This window comes from Exiguobacterium sp. SL-10 (genome assembly GCF_004337025.1).
Classification (GTDB): Bacteria; Bacillota; Bacilli; order Exiguobacteriales; family Exiguobacteriaceae; genus Exiguobacterium.
In genome coordinates this window covers 17,960-42,323 of the sequence record NZ_SJUP01000012.1, presented here as the reverse complement: position 1 = coordinate 42,323, position 24,364 = coordinate 17,960, and the positions used below count along the sequence as shown (strand labels likewise).

At 51.5% G+C, this 24,364-nt stretch carries 27 protein-coding genes; 24 read left to right on the top strand and 3 right to left on the bottom strand.

All coding sequences use genetic code 11. The features are described from left to right. Nucleotides 1–12: 12 nt before the first annotated feature. From EVJ33_RS12425 to EVJ33_RS12390, 8 genes are all read left to right on the top strand, one after another. The gene (locus EVJ33_RS12425; protein ID WP_131437582.1) at nt 13–1,524 is read left to right on the top strand and encodes an alpha-amylase family glycosyl hydrolase; all 1,512 of its coding nucleotides are present in this window, start codon (nt 13–15) and stop codon (nt 1,522–1,524) included. A gap of 51 nt (nt 1,525–1,575) precedes the next feature. Then, entirely contained in the window at nt 1,576–2,619 is a 1,044-nt protein-coding gene (locus tag EVJ33_RS12420) for a LacI family DNA-binding transcriptional regulator (protein ID WP_131437580.1), read from the top strand. 234 nt (nt 2,620–2,853) lie between these two features. Then, nucleotides 2,854–3,801 (top strand): YsnF/AvaK domain-containing protein, encoded by a 948-nt coding sequence (locus EVJ33_RS12415; RefSeq protein ID WP_131437578.1) that lies wholly within the window; start codon nt 2,854–2,856, stop codon nt 3,799–3,801. An 87-nt stretch (nt 3,802–3,888) separates the two neighbouring features. After that, nucleotides 3,889–4,698, top strand: a complete 810-nt coding sequence (locus tag EVJ33_RS12410) for a YsnF/AvaK domain-containing protein (protein ID WP_131437576.1) — start codon at nt 3,889–3,891, stop codon at nt 4,696–4,698. After that, a complete protein-coding gene (locus EVJ33_RS12405) occupies nt 4,695–5,102 on the top strand; it encodes a general stress protein (protein ID WP_131437574.1) in 408 nt (135 codons plus the stop codon). Before EVJ33_RS12410 ends, EVJ33_RS12405 begins: the two co-directional genes overlap by 4 nt. Before the next feature lie 222 nt (nt 5,103–5,324). Beyond that, nucleotides 5,325–7,622, top strand: coding sequence for a glycoside hydrolase family 65 protein (locus tag EVJ33_RS12400; protein ID WP_131437572.1), 2,298 nt, complete (start codon nt 5,325–5,327; stop codon nt 7,620–7,622). Between the two features lie 145 nt (nt 7,623–7,767). Next, nucleotides 7,768–8,616, top strand: coding sequence for a YitT family protein (locus tag EVJ33_RS12395; protein WP_131437570.1), 849 nt, complete (start codon nt 7,768–7,770; stop codon nt 8,614–8,616). Between the two features lie 74 nt (nt 8,617–8,690). Then, complete coding sequence (locus EVJ33_RS12390) at nt 8,691–9,362, top strand: 5'-methylthioadenosine/S-adenosylhomocysteine nucleosidase family protein (RefSeq protein WP_131437568.1); 672 nt, start codon at nt 8,691–8,693, stop codon at nt 9,360–9,362. Nucleotides 9,363–9,411: 49 nt separating this feature from the next. On the opposite strand, the gene EVJ33_RS12385 is transcribed toward EVJ33_RS12390, so the two are convergent. Next, nucleotides 9,412–10,224: a Cof-type HAD-IIB family hydrolase gene (locus EVJ33_RS12385; protein ID WP_131437566.1), complete on the bottom strand. Its 813-nt coding sequence runs from the start codon at nt 10,222–10,224 to the stop codon at nt 9,412–9,414. A gap of 165 nt (nt 10,225–10,389) precedes the next feature. Between EVJ33_RS12385 and EVJ33_RS12380 the strand changes: the two genes are divergently transcribed. From EVJ33_RS12380 to EVJ33_RS15760, 16 genes are all read left to right on the top strand, one after another. After that, complete coding sequence (locus EVJ33_RS12380) at nt 10,390–10,584, top strand: YjzD family protein (protein ID WP_021066656.1); 195 nt, start codon at nt 10,390–10,392, stop codon at nt 10,582–10,584. Nucleotides 10,585–10,650: 66 nt separating this feature from the next. Beyond that, the gene (locus EVJ33_RS12375; protein ID WP_131437564.1) at nt 10,651–11,070 is read left to right on the top strand and encodes a thioredoxin family protein; all 420 of its coding nucleotides are present in this window, start codon (nt 10,651–10,653) and stop codon (nt 11,068–11,070) included. Further along, nucleotides 11,067–11,849, top strand: a complete 783-nt coding sequence (locus tag EVJ33_RS12370; protein WP_131437562.1) for a phosphatidylserine decarboxylase — start codon at nt 11,067–11,069, stop codon at nt 11,847–11,849. Before EVJ33_RS12375 ends, EVJ33_RS12370 begins: the two co-directional genes overlap by 4 nt. Nucleotides 11,850–11,976: 127 nt before the next feature. Further along, the gene (locus EVJ33_RS12365; RefSeq protein WP_131437560.1) at nt 11,977–12,603 is read left to right on the top strand and encodes a YqeG family HAD IIIA-type phosphatase; all 627 of its coding nucleotides are present in this window, start codon (nt 11,977–11,979) and stop codon (nt 12,601–12,603) included. Between the two features lie 134 nt (nt 12,604–12,737). Then, nucleotides 12,738–13,850 (top strand): ribosome biogenesis GTPase YqeH, encoded by a 1,113-nt coding sequence (gene yqeH, locus EVJ33_RS12360; protein ID WP_131437558.1) that lies wholly within the window; start codon nt 12,738–12,740, stop codon nt 13,848–13,850. Next, nucleotides 13,847–14,632, top strand: a complete 786-nt coding sequence (aroE, locus tag EVJ33_RS12355) for a shikimate dehydrogenase (RefSeq protein ID WP_131437557.1) — start codon at nt 13,847–13,849, stop codon at nt 14,630–14,632. The genes yqeH and aroE overlap by 4 nt, the downstream gene beginning before the upstream one ends. Before the next feature lie 5 nt (nt 14,633–14,637). Continuing rightward, on the top strand, nt 14,638–14,934 hold the full coding sequence (yhbY, locus tag EVJ33_RS12350; RefSeq protein ID WP_131437555.1) for a ribosome assembly RNA-binding protein YhbY: 297 nt from the start codon (nt 14,638–14,640) through the stop codon (nt 14,932–14,934). Then, nucleotides 14,931–15,500 carry a nicotinate-nucleotide adenylyltransferase gene (locus EVJ33_RS12345; RefSeq protein ID WP_131437553.1) on the top strand — a complete coding sequence of 190 codons (570 nt, stop codon included), beginning with the start codon at nt 14,931–14,933 and terminating at the stop codon, nt 15,498–15,500. The genes yhbY and EVJ33_RS12345 overlap by 4 nt, the downstream gene beginning before the upstream one ends. After that, entirely contained in the window at nt 15,490–16,047 is a 558-nt protein-coding gene (gene yqeK / locus EVJ33_RS12340; RefSeq protein WP_131437551.1) for a bis(5'-nucleosyl)-tetraphosphatase (symmetrical) YqeK, read from the top strand. Before EVJ33_RS12345 ends, yqeK begins: the two co-directional genes overlap by 11 nt. A 10-nt stretch (nt 16,048–16,057) precedes the next feature. Next, entirely contained in the window at nt 16,058–16,405 is a 348-nt protein-coding gene (rsfS, locus tag EVJ33_RS12335; protein WP_021066647.1) for a ribosome silencing factor, read from the top strand. Next, the gene (locus tag EVJ33_RS12330; RefSeq protein WP_131437549.1) at nt 16,405–17,130 is read left to right on the top strand and encodes a class I SAM-dependent DNA methyltransferase; all 726 of its coding nucleotides are present in this window, start codon (nt 16,405–16,407) and stop codon (nt 17,128–17,130) included. Before rsfS ends, EVJ33_RS12330 begins: the two co-directional genes overlap by 1 nt. 285 nt (nt 17,131–17,415) lie before the next feature. Further along, entirely contained in the window at nt 17,416–17,997 is a 582-nt protein-coding gene (locus tag EVJ33_RS12320; protein ID WP_236634618.1) for a DUF2238 domain-containing protein, read from the top strand. Between the two features lie 109 nt (nt 17,998–18,106). After that, on the top strand, nt 18,107–19,576 hold the full coding sequence (locus EVJ33_RS12315; RefSeq protein ID WP_131437547.1) for a catalase: 1,470 nt from the start codon (nt 18,107–18,109) through the stop codon (nt 19,574–19,576). Between the two features lie 67 nt (nt 19,577–19,643). Further along, on the top strand, nt 19,644–20,333 hold the full coding sequence (locus EVJ33_RS12310) for a hypothetical protein (RefSeq protein ID WP_131437545.1): 690 nt from the start codon (nt 19,644–19,646) through the stop codon (nt 20,331–20,333). A 67-nt stretch (nt 20,334–20,400) separates the two neighbouring features. Continuing rightward, nucleotides 20,401–21,153: an oxygen-insensitive NADPH nitroreductase gene (gene nfsA / locus EVJ33_RS12305; protein WP_131437543.1), complete on the top strand. Its 753-nt coding sequence runs from the start codon at nt 20,401–20,403 to the stop codon at nt 21,151–21,153. A gap of 80 nt (nt 21,154–21,233) precedes the next feature. Beyond that, the gene (locus EVJ33_RS15760; protein WP_369122215.1) at nt 21,234–21,650 is read left to right on the top strand and encodes a YrvL family regulatory protein; all 417 of its coding nucleotides are present in this window, start codon (nt 21,234–21,236) and stop codon (nt 21,648–21,650) included. Between the two features lie 67 nt (nt 21,651–21,717). On the opposite strand, the gene EVJ33_RS12295 is transcribed toward EVJ33_RS15760, so the two are convergent. Continuing rightward, nucleotides 21,718–22,839, bottom strand: a complete 1,122-nt coding sequence (locus tag EVJ33_RS12295) for a TlpA disulfide reductase family protein (RefSeq protein ID WP_131437541.1) — start codon at nt 22,837–22,839, stop codon at nt 21,718–21,720. 63 nt (nt 22,840–22,902) lie between these two features. Further along, nucleotides 22,903–24,303, bottom strand: a complete 1,401-nt coding sequence (locus EVJ33_RS12290; RefSeq protein ID WP_131437539.1) for an MBL fold metallo-hydrolase — start codon at nt 24,301–24,303, stop codon at nt 22,903–22,905. Between the last annotated feature and the right edge of the window lie 61 nt (nt 24,304–24,364).

The following is a 24,364-nucleotide window of genomic DNA, read 5'->3' as shown; positions in this document are numbered from 1 at the left end:
GGGGGAAGCGATATGAGGCGAGGCGTCGTGCTCGTTCTTCTGTCGCTTCTTTTGTTTCCAACAGTCGTCGGAGCGAAAGAAGCAGCATCATGGGAACAAGAACGCATGTACTTTATCATGGTCGACCGGTTCGTTGACGGGAATCCCGATAACAATGACCAGGTCGATAAAAATGACCCGAAAGCCTTTCACGGGGGCGATATCCGCGGCGTGATTGAAAAGCTCGATTACATCGAGTCGCTCGGATTCACGTCCGTCTGGTTGACACCGGTGTTTGAAAACATGCCGGACGGTTACCATGGCTACTGGATCAAAGATTTTTACAACATCGATCCCCAATTCGGGACGAAAGAAGATTTACAGGAACTCGTCGACGAGGCGCACAAACGGGATATGAAAGTCATCCTCGACTTTGTCGTCAACCACGTCGGGCCGAACCATCCGTGGGTCGAGGAACGACCGGACTGGTTCCATGACGAGTTGCCGATCGTGCTATGGAACGATCAAGAACAAGTCGAGACGCACTGGTTGTTCGACTTGCCCGACTTTAAGACCGAGGACCCAGAAGTAAAAGATTACTTACTCGAAGCGGCCACGTATTGGATCGAAGAGACCGGAATCGATGGCTATCGCCTTGATACGGTACGACATGTGGACAAGCCGTTTTGGGAAGACTTCGTCACAGCGGTCCGTGAAGTCGATCCTGACTTTTATCTCTTGGCCGAAGTGTTCGACCCAGACCCACAGTACGTCGCGGAGTATGATGACTTAGGTTTCAACAGCATCACGAACTTCACGTTTTATGACCGCGTCTCGAAAACGATGACGCAAAAGACGGCGAACGTCGACGAAATCGACGTGGCCGCGAGCTACGCCGAGACGTTCTTTAATGATCCGAATCAAATGGCGACTTTCTTAGATAACCACGACGTCGAACGCTTCATGCATGTCGCGGAACTAGGGGGTGCCGAGTCGGCCGAGCGTCGTTTACGACTTGGATTATTTGCACTTTATGCATCACCAGGGATGCCAATCGTCTTCCAAGGCACGGAGAATGCACAAAAGGGCGGGGCCGATCCGGCGAACCGGGTCATGACCGATTTCCCTGGAAATGAAGAGCTCCACGAATATGTCGCGACGATGAACCGGATGCGGGCCGAATACCCGGTGTTTGCGACCGGCGAACAACGGATGATTGCCTCGAAAGACGGCATGGCCGTGTTCGAGCGTCGTGACGGCGACGCTGTCGCCTTGTACGCCATCAATATGAACGCCGAGGACCGAGAGATTGAATTCGAGGTAAGCGAAGTCGGGGAAGACACTCGCCTTCGTGGTCTCTTGTTCTCACAACTTGTCACGGACAGCCGTGGCACGTTCACTGTCAAGCTCGCAGGAGAAAGTGCAAACGCCTACATCGTCGAAAAATCGGAAGTGAACATGTGGACGATTGGTCTACTCGTCGTCGCCATCCCGATTTTCTTGACTGGATTGGTCATGTGGAAGCGTCGCAAGAGCGCAAGCTGACAATACCCTGTCATAGGGAACTTTGAACTAACGGAAGCAAGGGGGAGCATTATGCAAATCACGATTAAAGATGTCGCCAAACATGCCAACGTCGCACCGTCGACCGTGTCTCGCGTCATCGCCAACAGTCCGCGAATCAGTCAGAAAACAAAAGAACGTGTGCGTAGTTCGATGGAAGAACTCGGGTACCATCCGAACATTCACGCCAGAAGCCTCGCCAACCGCTCGACGCAATCGATTGGTCTCGTCATGCCGAGCGCAGCGACAAAGACGCTACAAAATCCATTTTTCCCAGAAGTGTTGCGTGGAATCAGTACGAAAGCCCATCAAAACGGCTACTCGCTCTACATGACGACGGGTGTCACCGAAGAAGAAGTATTATCTGGCGTGATCGAGATGGTCCAAGGACGCCGCGTCGACGGGGTGATTGTCTTGTATTCACGTGAGGATGACAAAGTCGTTCAATATTTGCGTCAGACGAAATTCCCGTTCGTCGTCGTCGGGAAGCCGTTCGGGGATGCCTCGTCCATTACGTACGTTGACACGGACAACTATTTGGCCGGTCGCGAAGTGACGAAACATTTATATAACCTTGGTCACCGCTGTATCGCCTTCATCGGGGGATCGGATAAGCTCGCTGTCACGCAAGACCGTCGTAACGGTTACGCCACGGCGCTCATGGAAGCAGGCATTCCGGTTCGTGAAGACTATATTGCGCGAGCCGAGTTCATGACGAAAGGCGGCGCCAAAGCCGTACGCGAATTGCTTCAATTAGAAGAACCGCCAACGGCCGTCGTCGTCAGTGACGATATGATGGCGCTCGGTGTCATCAGTACGCTCAGTGAGATGGGGCTAAGAATACCTGAGGACGTTGCCGTCGTCAGTTTTAATAACGTCTATATCGCCGAGCACTCGAATCCGCCGCTCACTTCGGTCGAAATCAACATCTTCGGGCTCGGTTTTGAGGCGACGAACTGTCTGATTGAACAAATCGGTGATAGTGCGCCGCCTTATGGAAAGCGCGTCATTGTCCCTCATTATTTGGTCGTGCGTCAGTCGTGCGGTCAAAAAAAGAAAATGGAAATCGTTGAATGAGTGTAAACCTTCCGTATCATGCGGAAGGTTTTTTTGTATGCAATTCGCATGCATATATTGAAGGAAGAATCAATCGGCCAAAAGTCGTGACGTTACAAACAGATGACAATCGTGAAAGAAACGCATGAAACGGAATTGCAAGGGAACATTTACATTACCGGCCGAATGGCAGATCATTACGTATTCGTCCAGCTTATGACCAAAAAATACAGAATGTGAAAGGGAGATACAATCATGGATAACAAACGTTATGTAGGCACTTACTATCAGGAGTCAGAGCTCGTGTCAAAAATTGATGAGCTTCGCGCCGAGGGGCATCGCGAAGATGATCTGTACGTTGTTGTGAAAGATAAATCAAACCTTTCGATGGTTCGCGGCGAAACGGATGCGGAAGTAAAAGAAACGAAAGCGTCATGGCTCGACCGCTTCTTTGGAGTCGCGGACGGCGAAGATGAAGTACGTCGCACGTTTGATAAACTCGGCTTCTCGGAAGAAGAGACAGCACGTCACCATCAAGATATTGAAAACGGTGGGTTCGTCCTCCTATTAGATTCGAACGACGGCATTTTAGATGATGGTCGGAACGACACGTTTGAAGGTGGTCGCACATCAGCCGGTTACGGTTCAGAAGGTAATGAGGCGGGGAATATGACCGCGCGTGAGGTCGGGATGACAGGAGCTTCAAGCTCTGGTATTCCGACGGACCGATCAAACGATATGGATCAAGATATTCGTAACCGTACCGATTTGACAGATGAACAAAAACTCGAATTGCACGAAGAGCGTCTTCAAGTGAACAAAGAGCGCGTGCAAACCGGAGAAGTTCACGTCGAGAAAGATGTCGTCGAACACGAAGAGCGCGTCGACGTTGAAGTAGAACGTGACGAAGTGTACGTGGAGCGACGTCGTGTAGACGAAGACCGATCAGCGACAGGTCACTCATTTGACGCGACGACAGACCGCGATGAGATTCGCGTACCGGTCACAGAAGAACGTGTCGACGTGACGAAGAAGGATGTCGTGGCTGAAGAAATCGTCGTCGGCAAAGATAAAGTGAAAGATACGGAAACAGTACGTGAGACGTTGCGGAAAGAAGAGGCACACATCGAAGGGGAAGATGACCTTCGCCATCGTGATCATGACCGTGACCACACACGTCGTGATGAGCGCGATCGTCTCTAATCGATTGAACAAGTACCTCGACAAGGATGGCTCTCTCTGAGGGACCATCCTTTTTTTCGCCAATTGAGCAAAGGAGGAACGAACGCCATGAAACATGCGATCATCTCAGAAGTATTTGACCAACCCGAAGCGTTGCTCGATCGAACGATCGATTTAAAACGAGAAGGGTATGAAGAAGAAGACATGTACGTTCTCGTCAAACAGGTTGATGTAGCGGACGTCATCCGTCGTCACTCGAACCTCTACGTCCTCGTCACCGATGAACCGGGAACGGTCGCCTCACTCGTCACGTCGAGTGAACGGCCGATTGAGCGCTGGCTCAAAAGTATGCGCTTGACGTCAGAGCAACAAAATCGTTTTGAGAAGGAAGTCGAGCACGGTAGGCTCTTTCTTTACGTCGATGCGGACCGAAGCGAACAACAGATTGATGCTACGAATCGGAAGGTAAAACCTACGCCGCAGACCGAGGAACAGACGCTCGCCTTGCACGAGGAACGCTTGATAATCGAGAAACAACCAGTCCAAACGGGAGAAGTCGTCATCAATCGTCACATATCGGAGACCGAACAAGCGATTGAAGTCCCCGTTCGTAGGGAACAGGTTCATGTGGAGCGGGTGAACGGGTCGGAGGATGTGGTCGAAGATTACGACTTCGATCAACCGGGTATTCGAACAATTGATGAAGGGGACCATTTACGAATCCAAGTCATCGAGGAACGGGCCTTCATCGTGAAGCGTCCTGTCGTCGTCGAAGAAATCATCGTCCGGAAACAAGTGACCAAAGACGTCAAAACGATGACAGAAACGCTCCGCAAAGAAGAAATCGAAGTGACCGAGGTCGGGCAACCCAATCTCACGGTCGAAGACCATACAACGCGAAAGGATGAGACACAATGAGCAAACGTCGATTTGTAGACACGTATCAAGAGGAGGCGGCACTCGTCGCCAAAATCGATCAATTGACCGAAGAGGGTTACGACGAAAGTGACTTGTATGTCGTTGCGAAAGATCAAGACGATGTCTCGCTCGTCAAACGGAATACCGATGCAAAAGTGGAAGAAGCGAGCGCGAACTGGATGCAGAAGTTCAGCGGCGTCGCGGAAGGTGAAGAAGAAGTGAAACGAGCCTTGCTCGACCTCGGTCTCGCTGACGACGACGTCAATCGGGCGTATGGCGATATTTTAAGCGGAGGTTATGCCCTCATCCTCGACGAACCAGATACGGGATTCAATGACGGGAACAACCCAGCGTTCGAAGGGCACGAAGCGAACGCAGCGTTCGGGAACGATCAGAAGAAGTGACGAGAGTTTGACCTGCTTGGCCCTTTAGTGGCTTGGCAGGTTTTTGTTTTTAAATGTCACGAAAAAAACAAAGAAAAAAGTTTATGCAAACGATTGCATTCTCAGGTGAGTCGTGTAAAATGAGAGGTGAGATTGAAATACAGCGCTTTCATAGACAAACGGTTGCATGAATCGATTGTCTGATGACGAGTAGCCTTGTAGAGAAAAAGGAGTGGCAGACAGATGAAACGATTGTTTGCAGTCGATGAATGGAAAGTAACGGAAAAGAGCCTACATCCGAAAGAAAACCGCCTCGCAGAATCGATTACCTCGCTCGGTAACGGTCATATGGGGATGCGCGGTAACTTTGAAGAAGATTATTCGAACGATACGCACCAAGGCTTCTACGTGGCCGGCGTCTATTATCCGGATAAGACACGTGTCGGTTGGTGGAAAAACGGATATCCGGAGTACTTCGCAAAAGTATTGAACGCGACGAACGTCGTCGGTCTTCGTGTCGTCATCAACGGGACACCGGTCGATTTGGCGAAGTGGGAAGTGAAAGACTTCACGCGTGAGCTCGATATGCAACGTGGCGTTCTCACACGTACGTTTACACTCATGAACGGGACGGAAGAGACGAACGTTGAAGTCGTCCGCTTCTTCTCGATCGTCGATAAAGAGATTTTAGCGATCCGTTACAATGTCACTCCGGTGAACTATGAAGCGAAAGTTGAATTCACGCCTTACTTGGACGGGGATGTCGTCAACGAAGACTCGAACTATGACGAGAAGTTCTGGTTGCCGGTCGAGCATGGCGTCGAAGAACGTTTCGGGTTCGTGACAACGAAAACGAAAAAGCTCGACTGGCATGTCACGGCATCGATGATCGCGGACGTCGAAGGGGCACGTTGTGAAGTGCTCGAAGCGACGGACCTTTTCGTTGCCAACAAGTTCACGGTCACAGCGGCAGCCGGTGAGACGGCGACGGCGTACAAATATGTCTCGGTCGTCACGAACCGTGACTACGAGGTCGAGGAATTACAATCGACGGGTATGCAGCGTGTCGAGATGGCGTTCGAAAAAGGGTTTGAAACACTTCTCGCTGAGCAGACAGAAGCATGGCTCGCTCGTTGGGAAGACGCTGACGTCCGCATCGACGGTGACGCCGAGGCCCAGCAAGGCATCCGCTTCAACATCTTCAACATGTATCAGACGTACACAGGCGAAGATTCGCGTCTCAACATCGGACCGAAAGGATTCACCGGCGAGAAATACGGCGGCGCCACGTACTGGGATACGGAAGCATATTGCCTCCACTTCTACTTGGCGACGACGAAACCTGAAGTCTCGTGGAACTTGCTCAAATATCGTCACAACCAATTGCCGCAAGCAAAAGAGAATTCGGTCAAGAACGTCGGCATGGAAGGCGCCCTCTATCCGATGGTGACGATGAACGGGGAAGAGTGCCACAACGAGTGGGAAATCACGCATGAAGAGATTCACCGGAACGGTGCCATCGCCCACGCCATCTTCAACTATACGAACTTCACAGGCGACAAGTCGTACTTAGGTCAATACGGACTTGAAGTATTGGTCGAGATCTCGCGTTACTGGGCAAGCCGCGTCAACTTTGTCCCGCACAAAGACGTGTATATGATCCTAGGCGTCACAGGTCCGAACGAATACGACAACAACGTCAACAATAACTGGTACACGAACTTGATTGCCGCTTGGACGCTCGAGTATACGCAAGAAGTGTACAACTACTTGAAAGAAGCAGAGCCGGCGCGCCTTGAAGAACTCGTCGCGACGCTCGGTCTTTCAGACGAAGAACTCGCGAAGTGGAACGATATCCAAACGAAGATGTATTATCCGAAAGATGACCTCGTCCCAGACGTGTTCATGCAGCAGGACGGCTTCATGGATAAAGAACAGATCTTGGTGAAAGACCTCGATCCGAAACACTTGCCGCTCAACCAAAACTGGTCGTGGGACCGCATCCTCCGCTCGAACTTCATCAAGCAAGCGGACGTGCTCCAAGGACTGTATACGTTCAGTGACCGCTTCACAGTCGAACAGAAACGTGCCAACTTCGATTTTTATGAGCCGCGTACGGTCCATGAGTCGAGCTTGTCACCTTGCGTTTACTCAATCATTGCGGCCGAAGTCGGCTACGAAGACAAGGCTGTCGAATTGTATCAACGTTCGGCGCGCCTAGATCTCGACAACTATAACAATGATACAGAAGACGGGCTTCACATCACGTCAATGGTCGGTTCATGGATGTCAATCGTTCACGGTTTCGCAGGCATGCGCGCCCTTGAGACGGAACTCACGTTTAGCCCGATGATCCCGAAAGGTTGGAATGGCTACTCGTTCAACATGCTCTGGCGTGGCCATCACTTGACGGTCACATCGACGCGTGAACAAGTGACAATCAAACAGACAGGTGGCACGGACGTCTCCATCCGCGTTTACGGAAACGTCGTCACGGTCCCGGCAAACGATGCGGTGACCATCGAGACCGTGAAAGCGTGATCAAACGCATCAGTTCAACAAGTCGGCTTCGGCCGGCTTGTTTTTTTATGAAGAGTGTGGGCACATCTCACTATTTTTGTGGTATGCAGCGCTAGAAAACTATGTTATCTTGATTCTTAGCTATTTTTGAAAGGGGAGACAAAACTTGACGGAAGCCGTTAAAGAACACGCACGCATCGGGATCGTTTCGATTATCGGGGGAGTGTTCGTAGCATTATCCATGACATTATTTTTAATCCCGGCTGGGGTATACTCGACCGGATTTACAGGGCTTGCCCAAATCTTTACGAAACTGTTTGCGGGGACGCCGTTTGAGCTAGGGGAAGGAATTTGGTTCTTCGTCTTAAACATACCGCTCTTGATCGTCAGCTACTTCATGCTCGGCAAGAACATGATGATTCATACGTTGATTAGTGTCGCGGCAGTCACCGTGTTCATTCGCGTGCTTCCGCAGTCGTCCATCATTTCGGACGACCCGCTGTTGAACGCCGTGTTCGGCGGGGTTTTGCTCGCCATTGGTTCGGGTATCACGATTCGCTTCGGTGCCTCAACCGGCGGATTCGATATCGTCGCCCTCATCTTGGCGAAATTCACGAACAACTCGGTCGGCGTCTATTTGTTCCTGATGAACATGATGATCGCGCTTTGGGCCGGTGCGTTGTTCGGTTGGCAGACCGCGCTCTACACGATCGTCTTCTTATATGTGACGTCAAAAGTCATCGATGAGATTTATACGAATACGCAGCGCCAGACGCTCTTCATCGTCACGAGCCACCCGGACGAAGTGACGAAAGAACTGCATCAGCACGTCTTCCGTGGCATCACGCTCATGCCGGCAATCGGTACGTATTCGAAAGTAGAGAAAGCGACGCTCATGATGGTCGCCCAACGCCACGAAGTGCGAGAAATCACGCGCATCTGTAAAGATGCCGACCCGACTGTCTTTATCAATATGGTCCCAACTGAAGATGTCGAAGGTGCGTTCCGACGCTAAAATAAACCCCCGCTGAACGCTCAGCGGGGGTTATTGTATAAGTAGAGATAAAACGAGTGTGAGGGGGATGCGTAATGATTGGAGTCAGCATTGCGACGAAATGGGAATATGAAGCGACATTGGACTACTATGATGTGAAAGACCACGAGCGGTGCAGCTATCCGTATGGTGAGTATTTCATGACGACGCTTGATGATGCCGAGCTCGTTTTCTACAGTACGGGTGTGCGGAAAGCGAACGGGGTGGGCGCCAATCAATATATGCTATCTCGCTTCAATTTAACGAAAGTGATTGTGGCTGGAACGTGTGCTGGAATCGACGATACGTTCAACCTGTTGGACATTGTCATCCCTCGTCGTGCCGTTCAATACGATTGTACGGTCAAAGAAGTAGAGCCGCTCATCAAGTCATCGTTTATCGTTGACATTGAATTAGCGAACTACGGGGACGATTTTTTGACCGGTACCATCGCGACAGCCGATCGAGCGGTCGTGATGTGGAACGACTATTTGGAATTAAAGAAACACGACATCACCGTCGCGGATACAGAAGCAGGCGCCATCGCGTATATCTGCAAGAAGAATGCCATCGAGTGTATCATCATCAAGGGGATATCCGACTTCCCGACGGATGAGCGCGGCGCGAATCCAGTCGAATCGAACGCGGAGCAAATCAATGTGTACGTGGCGAACACCCCAAAAGTGATGACCAAGATTTTTGATGACTATCTCATGCGTTTTGTTTAATTGTAGGTCAGAGCAAAAAACTCCCGCTGAACGCTCAGCAGGAGTTTACTTATGCTTTGATGCCGAGTTTTTCTTCGAGGTAGATGGCGATGCCGTCTTCCATGTTCGACGCGGTCACTTCATCCGCGACGGCTTTCAACTGGCTAATGGCGTTGCCCATCGCGACGCCGGTGCCGACGTAGTCGAGCATCTCGAGGTCGTTTTCCTCGTCACCGAACGCGATGATGTTTTTACGGTTGATGCCGAGATGTTTCGACACTTCGCGCAACCCGAGCGCTTTCGACGTGTTCTGGCTCATGACTTCGATCATGTGTTCCGGCATGCGCCATTGACGGTTCAAGACGGCCTCGGCGTGGACTTTATTCAATCGAGCGCGAACGTTGTCGACGTGCTCTTTCGTCGCATGGATGAGGAGTGATGTCGGCTCATCCTGCAAATGTTTGAGCAAGTTGCCTGACGTGACGCTGAGCGCGCGCTCGGCGTAGGGGCTATAAAACTCTTGCGGGTCTTTATGGAAGTAGACGTGGTCGGTCACTTCGACGACAATGTTATGCGCTTTCGTGTCCGAGACTTCTTCGATAATCTCGTGCGCCGTTTTGAGGGGGATTGGCCGGTGCGTCACTTCGTATGACGGATCTTTCGGGTGATGGACGAGCGCCCCGTTGAAGTTGATCAGTGGTGTCGTCAACCCGAGCTGTTCGTAATACATGATCGAATGACGTTGTGGGCGTCCGGTCGCGATCATCACTTCATGACCGGCCTCACGGGCTGCCTGAAGCGCGCGCACGTTGCGCTCACTGATCGTCTTGTCGTCGCGCAACAATGTTCCATCCAAATCGACTGCGATTAAATACCGTGACATAAAAGGTTCCTCTTTTCTACGAGATGCTTATTTCTCAAACCGTACCATATTTCCCGTTTCGACGGAAAGAATATACAATCGAGGTCGCACATTTTACGGTAACAATGCTATACTAAGGTCGTATGAATTTTTCATGAATCATCTGTGAGATGGAGGGGACTATCGATGCGTTACTTAGTCACATTGTTCTGGGCGATCTTGCTTTCGAATACAGCGATCTTTATCATTTCTGCTGTCGATGGCGTGACGTTCAACGCGATGCTCGCGACATTCTTTGGCGTCGTCATCACGATTTTTATTGTACTCTTGGACACGCTTAACCAAGATATGGGGATTAGCGACGTCGCACAAGAGAAGTAAGACGTCTACAACCAAGCTGGCTCATATCCGAGTCAGTTCTTTTTATATGTTTAGGAGGAATCGAATATGAAAAACAGTGCCAAACGAGCCAACTTCATTACGTTCGCCATCATCGGTGTCATCATTGTCGTCGGAATCGCTCTATTGTTCTTCTTGAACAATGCGAACGAAGAGACGGGCGTCAACGCCGTCACAGCGGATGAATTGGAGACGAAAATCTCCGAAGAGGAAGAAGTCGTCGTCTATTTCTGGCAGACTGGCTGCGAATACTGTGAGCAAGTCAAACCTTACGTTGAGCCGCTCATCGAAGAAAATGACGCCGTCTCGATCAACTTGGCCGACCATAACGTCTGGACGACTTACGGCATCAACGGGACTCCGACAATGATTCGTTTCCAAGACGGAAAAGAAGTCGGTCGTGTCGAAGGCGCCGTGTCGGAGCAACAATACGAAACGTTCTTTAAAAACGAGGAGGGCGCACAGTGATCAAAAGCCGCTTGTATCAGACTTTGTTTGAGTTGAACGCGACCCCGGTCATTGCCAAACGACTCCGTGCCTTCGCTGAATCGTCAGCGAGCCGGTCCTTCATCCCTTCGTTTGCGAAAACGTATCAAATCAATCTTGATGAAGCGGCGGAGCCGATCGAGGCTTATCCGAGCCTGCACGCCTTTTTCACACGTCACTTGAAAGAAGGGGTCCGGCCGATTGATGCAAGTCCGGACTCAGTCGTCTCGCCATGTGACGGCAAACTATCGATTGTGGCCGATATCACGGACGACAGCCGCTTCGAGGTGAAGGGGCAATCGTACACACTCGCCGAGCTGCTCGGGTCACAACAAGAAGCGAGACGCTACGCCGGCGGCACGGTCTGTGTCCTTTATTTGAGCCCGCGTGACTATCATCGTGTCCACGTCCCACTTACTGGACGGGTGCTCAGCCATTACGAGCTCGGGGACCGTTCGGCCCCGGTCAATGACATCGGCTTGACGGAGACGGTTCGTCCGCTCTCGCGCAACTATCGTCGCGTTACACGTTTTGAGACGGCGACCGGTCTTTACGAGCACATCATGGTCGGTGCGTTGAACGTCAACACGATTGAATGGACGCTCGATGGCGACCGCGCTGCCAAAGGCGAAGAGGTCGGATACTTTTCGTTCGGTTCGACCGTCATCCTCTGTTTTGAGAAAGGTCGCGTCACGATTGACCCGGCAAAAATCGGTCCGGTTCGACTCGGAGAAGTCATCGGAACGATGCAAAACGATTGATTTTAAAAACTTTTTCAGGCCGACCGAACGATACACTAGTCGTTTGGTCGGTTTTCGTTTACCATAGAAGGGATATCACTACATGTATAGTAGTTGAATCGCTTTAGCTAATTGGAGGAATTTAAACGTGTTTAATCGACTTTATCCGAAACAGTTCGTCGCGTCAGTTTTTGACATCGACCTTGAAGAATTGAAAGACCGTGGGGTTCGCGTCATTTTGACGGACCTTGATAATACACTCGTGGCCTGGGACGTCCCGCAAGCACCGGAGCTTCTTTTGCTATGGCTTGAAAAAGTGAAATCACACGGACTCGATGTCATCGTCGTCTCGAATAACAACGAGAACCGCGTACGTACGTTCACGGAACCGCTCGGCCTTCACTATGTGGCGCGTGCGAAAAAGCCGTTGCCGTCTGGATTCAAACAGGCGCTCGCAAAATATGGCTATTCGACGAAAGAAGCCATCTTCTTAGGCGATCAATTGTTCACGGACGTGCTCGGCGCCAATATGGCCGGAATTCACGTCATTCACGTGCAACCGGTCGTCAAGACGGACGGACTCGTCACGAAGTTCAATCGCATGCTTGAAAAAGTTGTGTTCGCCCATATGAAACGTCGCGGGAAGTACGTGTTGATCACGAAAAAAGTTGAGGAAATCGCTGTCGATGCGAAGCGCGCCAAAGTGGCGGTCGCTGAGAAAATCGGTGAGGCGATGCACTCGCGTTCCGAAGATTCACATAAAAAAGATGAATAAGGACCTCGAACGCACAGGAAGAAGGAGGCTGTCCATGTACGGCGCGTAAGGCGTCGGAATTAACGCTTCAGGAGTAGCGGCGAGGCGCTACAGTGAATGAAGAAGAGGCAACTTAAATGACAGCAGACAACACTATGGAAGAAACAAAACGTTATTGCGCCGGTTGCGGTGTCGCCATTCAAACGGAAGACCCGACCGGTGTCGGTTATGCACCAAAATCAGCACTCGATCGCGAGATCGTCATTTGCCAACGTTGCTTCAAATTGAAGCACTACAACCAGATCCAAGACGTCGAACTGACAGATGACGATTTCTTGCGCATTTTGAACGGCATCAGCGCGAAAGAAGCGCTCGTCATCAAAATCGTCGATATCTTCGACTTCAACGGCAGCTGGTTGCCAGGGCTTCAACGCTCGGTCGGCACGAACCCTGTCCTCTTGGTCGGGAACAAAGTCGACTTGTTGCCGAAGTCGGTCAACCCGAACCGGATGGCCAACTGGATGAAGGCTGAAGCGAAAGAGCTCGGCTTGAACCCGATCGATGTCCATTTGATCAGTGCGAAAAAAGGTCACGGCATCGATGAGCTCGCTGAAAAGATTGAATATTACCGGAAAGGCAAGGACGTCTATGTCGTCGGTTGTACGAACGTCGGAAAGTCGACGCTCATCAACCAAGTGATCAAGCGTTTCGGGGCAGAGGACGAAGCCATCATCACGGTCAGTCATTTCCCGGGAACGACGCTCGATTTGATTGACATCCCACTCGACGATGATGCGAACTTGTACGACACACCGGGGATTATCAACCGTCATCAAATGGCGCATTATGTTGATGCGAAAGATTTGAAGACGATTACGCCGAAAAAAGAGATCAAGCCACACGTGTTCCAGTTGAACCCGCAGCAGACGCTCTTCTTCGGTGGACTCGCTCGTCTCGACTACATGGAAGGCAACAAGCGCTCGTTCGTTGTCTACATGTCGAATGAGTTGAAGACACACCGGACGAAACTCGACAAAGCAGATGAACTATATGAGAACCATATCGGTAAGATGCTCAACCCGCCGAACGAGAAGACATTGCAACTATTGCCTCCACTCGTGCGTCACGAGTTCAGTCTCCGTGACGGCGTCAAGACCGACATCGTCTTTAGCGGACTCGGTTGGGTCGCGATTCACGGAAAAGGTGGACGCATCGCCGCGTGGGCTCCAAAAGGAGTTGCCGTCACTTTGCGTGAGGCGCTCGTATGAGACTGGCCGTCATCGGTCACCCGATTGCTCATTCGCTCTCTCCCGTCCTGCATGAGCAGTGGCTGAGAGCGTCTGGGCTTTTCGGGCGCTATGAGGCACTTGACGTCGCCGCGGACGAACTCGCGGACTTGTTTCAAACGATGCGTGACGGCAACTGGGACGGTTTCAACGTCACGATCCCGTATAAAGAGGCGGTCATCCCGTACCTTGATGCGCTCGATCATGCGGCTGAAGCTGCCGGTGCCGTCAACACGGTGTATAGGCGAGATGGGAAGCTAATCGGGACGAACACGGACGGTGCGGGCCTTGTCGCCGCGCTCGACCGTCATACCGATTGGACGGGCCGTGTGCTCGTCATCGGAGCTGGCGGGGCAGCACGCGGCATCATCAGTGCCTTGCCGACTCGTTCTGTCACGGTCACGAACCGGACGATGGAGCGAGCGGAACGCCTCGCGGCCGCGTTCGGGATCGAAGCGTTGGCACTCACCGATGTCGATCTGTCAAGGTATGACGTCATCATCCAGACAACATCAGTTGGCATGAACGGGGTCGATTCCCCGATATCGTTAAAAGGTTTACGACAAAACACCGTCGTTTGTGATATCATATATCGTCCACTCGTCACACCGTTTTTAAAAGAAGCCGCCAAAACAGACGCGAAAATCGTCTACGGAACTGCCATGTTCGTCGGACAAGGCGCTTTGGCGTTTGAATATTGGACAGGTGTGAGACCGGATCAACTTGTCGGAATGAAGTTAATTGAAAGCTTATTGGAGGAATAAATAGTATGTTATCAGGTAAACAAAAACGCTTTTTACGTGCTGAAGCACACCACCTTTCACCGATCTATCAAGTCGGGAAAAATGGAGTCAGCGAAGCGATGTGCAAAGACATCGGCGACGCGCTCGAAAAACGTGAGCTTTTGAAAGTTCAAGTGCTCCAAAACTGTCTCGATACGCCGAAAGACGTAGCCGGAGAATTGGCTGAGGGCACGAAAGCCGAAGTCGTTCAAGTCATCGGAAAAGTCATCGTCTTGTACAAACAGGCGAACGAGAAAGAAAATCGCCATATCAAACTCCCATGAGTCGCATCGGTCTGATGGGGGGCACGTTCGATCCGCCTCACCTCGGTCACTTGTTGATTGCCGAGCAGGCGCGCGAACAGCTCGAGCTCGATGAGGTCTGGTTTTTGCCGGCAGCGATCCCGCCCCACAAGGCGGGTTTCAGCCCGGCTGAAGACCGGATCGAGATGACACGACGGGCGATTGCGGACCAAGCCGATTTCAAGCTGAGCTTGATCGAGTTTGAACGCGACGAACCTTCCTATACGGTCGAGACGATGAGACGGTTGCGAGATATGTACCCGGACGATACGTTCTTCTTTTTGATCGGGGCGGATTCGCTCGAGTCGCTCGAGAAGTGGTACGACTACGACACGCTCGTCACCCTCGTCACGTTCGGGGCCGTCGCGCGTCCGGGAAGCCGGTACCGTATCCCGAGACAGGCAGATGTGCGCACGATCGACATGCCGCAACTCGAAATCTCATCGACCGATATCCGGGAGCGGGCGAAGCGGGAGAAGTCCATCAAATATCTTGTCCCACGCGATGTCGAAACTTATATCAAGGAGCGCGACTTATATGACGTATGAGGAAGCACAATCATTGATTGAGGCGACGTTACCGGAGAAACGCTATATCCACACGCTCGGTGTCGTTGAGACGGCCGACCGATTGGCCCGTTTATACGGGGCTGATGTGGAGCAGGCGCGACTGGCGGCGATGTTGCACGACTATGCGAAGTATTTGGATGCCGACATGATGCGGCAAGTCGTGGTCGAAGAGAACCTCGATCCGACCTTGCTTGTGTTCGACGACGAACTGTTACATGCACCGGTCGGGGCCATCCTGTTAGACCGGGCGTACGACCTTGACCCGGCCGTCGTATCGGCCATCAAAAACCATACGACCGGAGAACCGGGCATGTCCCGGCTCGACCAAATTTTATTCGTTGCGGATGCGATCGAACCGAATCGGTCGTATCCGGGCGTCGACGAGTTGCGTCACCTTTCTGACCATTCGCTCGAAGCGGCTGTCGTCGCGACACTACGGCAGACAATCTCTTATTTATTGACCAAGTCGGTGCGGATTTTCCCGCTGACAATTGAGACGTATAACCATTTTGTGAAAACACCCTAGGAGGTACAGTATGACTGTAAAAGAAGAATTAGAATTGATCGTGAAGGCCGCTGACGATAAGCGTGCCGAAGATATCGTCGTCCTCGACATGGAAGGCATCTCACCGGTCGCAGATTATTTCGTCATCTGCCACGGTAACTCAGAGAAGCAAGTCCAAGCGATTGCACGCGAAATCAAAGACGTGGCCGGCGAGCATGAGCTACCGCTCCACAAATTCGAAGGCATGGACTCGGCACGTTGGGTACTCGCTGACCTCGAAAACGTCGTCGTCCACATCTTCCATCGCGACGACCGTGACTACTACAACCTTGAAAAATTGTGGGCAGATGCGCCACAAGTGGAAGTAGAAGTCGGCTAATGGCGTACGAAGGGTTCGCCTACGTCTACGATGAGTTAATGAAAGATGCCCCGTATGAGGACTGGGTCGCCTTCGTGCGCCGCCACGTCCAAGACGGTGCATCGCTTGCTGACGTCGGATGCGGGACGGGCTCGGCGACGATTCGCTTGGCGGAGCATTACGAGACGATCGGGCTCGACTTATCCGAGTCGATGCTCGAAGTCGCCCAAGAGAAAGCGCTCGAGGCAGGCATCACGCTACCGCTCTGGCAACAGGATATGCGGGAGCTTGAATTGCCACACCCGGTCGACGCCGTCACGATCCTCTGTGACTCACTTTGCTATCTCGAGGATGAGGCGGATGTCATCGACACGTTCGAGGCGGTGTACGAACAATTGAAACCGGGCGGCATGTTCATCTTTGATGTGCATTCGCCTAACAAGATGCAGACGCTCTTCAATCAGAAGACGTATGCCTCGAACGGAGAAGATTGCTCGTACATCTGGTTCGCCGACCCGGGCGAAGCACCGCTCTCGGTCGTTCACGATTTGACGTTCTTTGTCGCTCTTGAGGATGGCACGTATGAGCGTGTCGAAGAGACGCATGAGCAACGGACGTATGAGCCGGGGCAGTATATGCAATGGCTCATCGGAGCAGGCTTCCATGTGAAATCGGTCACCGCTGACTTCTCGGACCAAGCTCCGGGCCCGAACGCAGAACGAATCTTTTTTGTCGCCCAGAAATAAACGAGACCCCATCGCAACTTGCGATGGGGTCTTTGTCATGGTCACGGCTCGTGACTGAATTGCCATTGGACACCGAAACGGTCTTCGACCATGCCGTACGCCTTTCTCCAAAACGTTTCTTGGAGCGACATATAAGTTCCTCCTCGAATCGTTTTTTTCAGTATGGAACATATGCACGTTAGAAGAATCCGACAAAATCACGAATTTTCGGGCGGGTTTGTTGAAATGTTTGCTGAAACGGGAAGAAGAGAGATGAGACATTCTAACGAAAGAAGGCGTATGACATTGAAACTGACACGGGGACGTGTACTGGAATTCGGGTTCGTTTTATTCATGGCGATTATCCTCGTCACGTCGATCATCGGCGGAGAGTGGTTTGACGCGAGCGTCGCCGGTGCGGGGATTATATCAGGTTTGATTCCGTTCATTCTCGAAAAAACGTTCAAAACGGAGTTCGATGCCAAAATGAAAGTCGCCTATATTATATTCTTGTTCGCCTCGCAGTACTTAGGATCGATTGTCGGCTTGTATTCGAATGGCTGGTGGGACACGTTTCTACACGTGTTGAGCGGTGTCTTTCTGGCATTTCTCGGCTTTGACTTTTTGACGAGGCTCGATGAGGACATCCGGCTTGAGATGCCGAAGCGGTTCGTCTTCGTCTATATCGTCGTCTTTTCGATGGCCGGGGCGGCACTTTGGGAGATGTATGAATTTACGTCGGATTTGGTGTTGAGCACGACGATGCAAGGGAACGGGAATGATGACACGATGGTCGACATAGTTGCGGGGTCGCTTGGCGGCATCATTGCAGCCATGCTCGTGACCGAGATTCACCGAAAAGAACAACACAAGAAACGCAAAAAGTGAAAGCGATTGCAAAAACGCGCGAGATTGTCTCGAGCGTTTTATTTGTAATAATTATTATCTTTTAATATTATTAATTTTGTAAGAATAATTATAAAGAGGAGGCAACAATATGGATCAACATCGTCGTCTAACTACTAACCAAGGCGTCCCAATCGGGGATAACGCCAACTCCATCACAGCGGGTCGCCGCGGCCCGACACTTCTCGAAGATTATCAGCTAATTGAGAAACTCGCCCACTTTGACCGTGAGCGCGTGCCGGAACGGGTCGTTCATGCCCGTGGTGCCGGAGCACACGGTGTCTTCAAAGTTAAAAATAGCATGAAACGATATACAAAAGCCAAATTTTTGCAGGAAGAGGGACAAGAGACACCAATCTTCGCTCGCTTCTCAACCGTCATCCATGGTCTCGGTTCACCAGAGACGCTCCGTGACCCACGTGGATTCTCGGTCAAATTTTATACAGAAGAAGGAAACTACGACTTCGTCGGAAATAACTTGCCCGTCTTCTTCATCCGTGACGCGATCAAGTTCCCGGACGTGATCCACTCGCTCAAACCGGATCCACGGACGAACCTTCAAGACCCGGACCGTTTCTTCGACTTCATGTCGCTCACACCAGAATCGACGAGCATGCTCATCCACTTGTTCAGCGATGAAGGAATTCCAGCGTCCTATCGTCACATGCGCGGTTCTTCAGTCCACTCATTCAAATGGGTCAACGAATACGGAAACACGGTGTACATAAAACTCCGTTGGGTCCCGAAACAAGGTGTTAAAAACTTGTCGATGGAAGAAGCGGCGAAAGTACAGGCCGAAGACTTCAACCATGCGACACGTGACTTGTTTAACGCCATCGAAGAAGGCGACTTCCCGGAGTGGGATCTTTACGTCCAAATTCTCGATCCGGCTGATATGGACAACTTCGATTTCGATCCGCTTGACGCGACGAAAGACTGGTTCGAAGATGTCATCCCGTATCAGCTCGTCGGTACGATGACGCTCAACAAAAACGTCGACAACTATTTTGCCGAGACGGAATCGGTCGGTTTCAACCCTGGCGTGCTCGTACCTGGCATTCAACCGTCTGAAGACAAGATGCTCCAAGGCCGCTTGTTCTCATATTCGGACACGCAACGTTACCGTATCGGAGCGAACTACTTGCAGCTCCCGATCAACTGCCCGTTCGCACAAGTATCGAACAATCAGCGCGATGGGGCGATGCCGTTCAAACAACAGACGAGCCCGGTCAACTATGAACCAAACCGCTATGAGGACGCACCGAAACCGGATGCGGCTTATATCGAGACAGAACAACCGCTCACAGGCGTAGCCGGTCGTCAAAAAATCGAGAAGACGAACGACTTCGGTCAAGCAGGTGAAGTGTACCGTCGCTACTCGGAAGAAGAGAAGACGGCGCTCGTGAACAACTTGGTGGCGCATATTAAAGAAGTCCGCCACGAGAACACGGTGCTCCTCTTGATTTGCAACTTCTACCGGGCCGATCGCGACCTCGGCGCGCGTCTCTCGGAAGCGCTGAATGTCGATATCACACCGTTTTTGAGTCAAGTTACAGAATAAGTACGTAAGCAGAGTGGGAAAACGCCACTCTGCTTTTTTGCGTATACTAGAAAGTGGAGGTGATGAGATGACTGTGCGAAGTGGCGGCTACTTGCTGATCGAACGTACAAAACGAGCCGAATATATGGACGCGCAACGACTTCCGGAGCTCGTCCGATCAGCGAGTGAATGTATTTGTGAGCAACATCCGACGCTCGATGTGCTTTGGGGGACGTCAAAAGATCGTAAGAATACGTATCGAGAACGACTGCGACTTAGCGAAGAAGATTTCCTCAAGCTCACGGAATGGGTGGAAGTCCATCAGGAGAGTGGGGAACTCGGGTATCCTCAAACGTTTCAGACGGTTGAACTCGCAAAGAGATTTCAAGACAGTTTCCTCTCTCATATCGAACTAGATATCCTTGAACTTGGGCTACCTGAGTCTTATGTTGCTGACTTTTTAGCACAAGGGGACGAAGGAGAGAGTCCCGAGCGTTACGGTGTCGAACGATTCATTTTGGGGCACGAACGGGACGAGCCGACGGGACAATTTCTCGGTTACGAGGTGCTCGGGTATGAGAACGGCATGTTTCATTCGTATTTATGTAATGGATTAGAAAAAGACTTTGCCGAGCAATTCTCCTTCAAGTTGAATAAACATGGGTTTGTCTCGACGCTTGAAGAAGCGGGACGCTATTGTACATACAGCAATCAAGAAGACGTTGAGACAGAATCTGTCCTTTGGCTACCGTGGGCAATTTTTGAGGTGAAGGTCTGACTAGAAGCTTTCAAAATTGTCCCGAGCTCTTCCATATGCCAAGATAAGAAAAAAAGGGGGATGCTACATGAACCAAGCCATCGAAACACTACTAAATCACCGCTCCGTCCGCTCGTTCACGGATGAGGCGTTGACCGACGAACAAATCCGACTCATCGTCGAGAGTGCCCAGCGCGCCTCGACGTCGAGCTTCATTCAAGCCTATTCAATCATCGGCGTGACCGACCCGGAGAAGAAAGCACGGTTAGCCGAGATCGCTGGCAACCAGCAGTACGTCATCGATAACGGTCACTTCTTCGTCTTCTGTGCTGACCTGTATCGTCACGAGTTGATTGGGGAACTGCGTGAGGCTGAAGTGAATGCGACGCTTGAGACGGATGAGAAGCTGCTCGTCGCGGTCATCGACGCTGCGCTCGCGTCCCAAAACGCTGTCGTGGCCGCCGAATCGATGGGATTAGGTATTTGCTATATCGGTGGGATTCGTAACGACATGTTCGCCGTGAAGGAAGTACTCGGTTTACCGGAGCGGGTATTGCCGCTGTTCGGACTTGCCGTCGGTGTACCGGAACACGTCGAAGGTCAGAAACCGCGCCTCCCGTTCGAACATATTTATCATGAGAACACATACGCCGCGAGTCCTGAGCAGCTCAAACAAGAGCTCGATGCGTATGATGCGACGATTCACGACTACTACGCGGCACGCGGCTCGAACCAACGAAACGACACATGGACCGGGCAGATGGGACGGATGTTGTCGAAACCGACACGGCTCGATGTGAAAGACTTCTTGAAGATGCAAGGTTACTCAAAGCAACACTAAGGACCGCTTAGGCGGTTTTTAGTTTTGACACGCTGTCTAAGCAGGAGGGGGCTATCACAATAAAAGGAAGCAAAACTATATTGATCTGTACGTTGATCGTTTCAATCATATTGATTGTGTTTACCTCACTTGAATTTCTAATTTTGAAGATACTTGGTTTACAGTATGAATCGTTGTGGAGTCTCCTCCTCTTCTTCCTCGTATATGGGATGTCAGAGATTCCGACCAACTTATTTCTGTCGGCATGCTTGAAGGCGTTGACGACTCTCGATCTTATCCAATCACATACAGGGCTGCTAGCCTTGTTCTTTCACATTGCGAGTCCTTTCATCGTATTGAACATCATTGATAGTTTGATAACGTCTGTGTCGATTTCTCAACTCGGAATCCTTCCGTTCTCGCTTGTCACCGGTCTCGTAGGATGGTTATCCATCCAACAAGATTCACATCCTCCAAAACGAGGGTCGAAAGAATTTGAAGCTTACGAAAAAAGATGAGTTGAATGACCGGCGAAACAAATAAGGAGCGGCTATTCTCGATCGAGAGAAAGTCGCTTCTTTATTTTCAATTTGTATGAGCATCGAGCCAGGCATGGTCGATCGCGCCGAACTGCTTGGCGACGATAATTCCATTTTCATCGAGGACGTACGTCGTTGGCATCGCCTGGATGCGGTAGGCGTTTCCGACGATTCCTTCCTCGTCATAGACGACCTTGAACGCATCTTCATATGGGGCGACGAACGTCCGCGCATCCTCGACATCCCGTTCGCTCGTCGTCGTATTGACGGCGACGATGGTCACATCGTCTTGTTCACGGGCAAACTTGGCCATGTCTGGCATCTCGGCCCGACACGGTGGGCACCATGATGCCCAGAAGTTGACGACGACCCGCTCACCGCGTAAATCTTTCAAGTTGAACGTCGTCCCGTCGGTCCGCTTCAGTTCGAAGTTCGGGGGCACTTGACCGATGTTCAACCCGGTTTGAGACGAGTCTGCCTCGAGGCGTAATGTCTCGTCCGGCAAGCTCGCGTTGATGACGGCGAGCACGACGACAATCCCGAGTCCATATTGAACCGCCTTTTGAGATGGCCGCGCTGCATATATGGCGACGGCGATGAGAAGGGAGAACGGAATGAGCCACCACAACTCGAACGTACCGGTGACGGTCGATCCGATCAACCAAATCGCCATGGCACCGACCACGGTCCAAAGCAGCGCCCCGAGCGTCGGTGTCCGCATCCAGCGCCACGTCATGACGAGCAGCGAGGCGATGAGGACGGCCATATAGATGTGGAGCGGTTGTGGCGATGAAAGCAATGGGAGCACCCCATATTTCGGGACGACGAGCGTCATCGCCAGCCAAAGGAACAAGGCCGAGAATAACCAATAGCCGCGAAGGTGAGCATCGAGCCGGTAGACGAAGAATGCGATCACACCGGCGGCGATGAGAAGCGACCACGTGCCTCCGGTCGCATAAAGGGATAAGGCCAAACTCCCCGTCGAGGCGAGACCGAGGACGATCGCGCTTCCTTTCCATGCGAGAAAACCGGCGAACCAGGTGCCGAGGACAGCGTCGCGGTCTTTTTCCGACAAGCCGATTTTCTTAAAACCGATATAGAGAATAAGTAGGCTGGCCATCATGGCCAGTAAATCGAGTCGAACGTTCAATGGACCGATCGCAATCACACAATCCCTCCTAGAGAAAAAGCGCCCAGTCGAGTGGGCGCTTTCTTTGTTTGTAGTATAGCATTAGCCGATTTGTGTTGCATTGAGGACGGTCTTCATCGCACCGTAGCCACCTAGGATGTTTTGGATATCCTTGTAGCCGAGTGATTGAAGTACGCTCGCGGCCATCCGTGAACGGACGCCTGACGCACAGTGAACGGCAATCGTTTGGTCGGTTGGAAGACCTTCGTGGTCGCGTGCCAATTTACCGAGTAGGATACGTTCGGCTTTCTCGTAGTGGCTCGCGTTCCATTCCGTCGCATTCCGGACGTCGAGAATGAAGACGTCACCTTTTTCAGCTGATTCAATCGCTTGTTCCGCTGTCACGTCCGTGTACGTTTCCGTCAACAACTCTTGACCGAGCTCTTCGACTGGGACGACGAAGCGGAGACGGTCGAGACCGATCGATTGGAGGTCCGTCTGCACTTGATCGACGTCTTCCGCGCTTGCGATGAGCGTGATGTCTTTGTCAAAGTTGACGAGCCAGCCGGCCCATGAGACGAACTTCGTGTTATACGGGATGTTGATTGTGCCCGGGACGTGACCTTTGGCGAAGTCTTCCCCTTTACGTGTATCGACGACTTGTGTCTCGTCGACGAGCGTATCGAGGCGGTCCGTGCCGACGACTTCCGGACGAGCGATTTCGTTCGTGACTTGGATGCCTTCTTTGTTCACTTTCTTCATCATCGCGAAGTAGTTCGGCGGTTCTGGCTGGTCCGTCGTCAACTCTTTGATGAACGCGTCTTTGTCTGTCATTTGAAGCGCCCAGTTCGTCGCTTTCTCGTAACCGACCGTCGATGTCGGGATGGCGCCGAGCGCTTTACCGCAAGCACTTCCGGCACCGTGGCCCGGCCAGACTTGAACGAAGTCAGGAAGAGCTTTGAATTTCTTGAGTGAGTCAAACATTTGCTCGGCACCGATGGCTGTCGTTCCTTTTACACCGGCTGCTTCTTCGAGCAAGTCAGGACGACCGATATCACCGACGAAGACGAAGTCACCTGTGAAGATCCCCATCGGTTGTGTCTGGTTCCGGTCGTAAAGCAAGAACGAGATATGTTCTGGCGTGTGACCTGGTGTATGCATGACTTCGAGTGTGACGTTACCGACTTTGAACGTGTCGCCATCTTTGACGAGTTTTGAGTCGATGTCTTTTGCGAACGCATATTTCCATGACGCGTCGCCTTCGTCTGATAGGTAAGCCGTTGAACCGGTACGTTTCGCAAGCTCGAGTGAACCTGAGACGAAGTCGGCATGGATGTGCGTCTCAGCCGTCGCGACAATCTTCATGCCTTCTTTTTCAGCTTCTTGAAGATACGGTGTGATGTTGCGGGCCGGGTCGATGACGACGGCTTCGCCGGTCATTTGGCAACCGACCATATAAGATGCTTGTGCTAATTTTTGATCATAGAAATAACGTAATAACATGTAAAGTACCCCCTAAGATTAATTGACTGTAAACGATTATGGTTGTTGAGATGTATATATA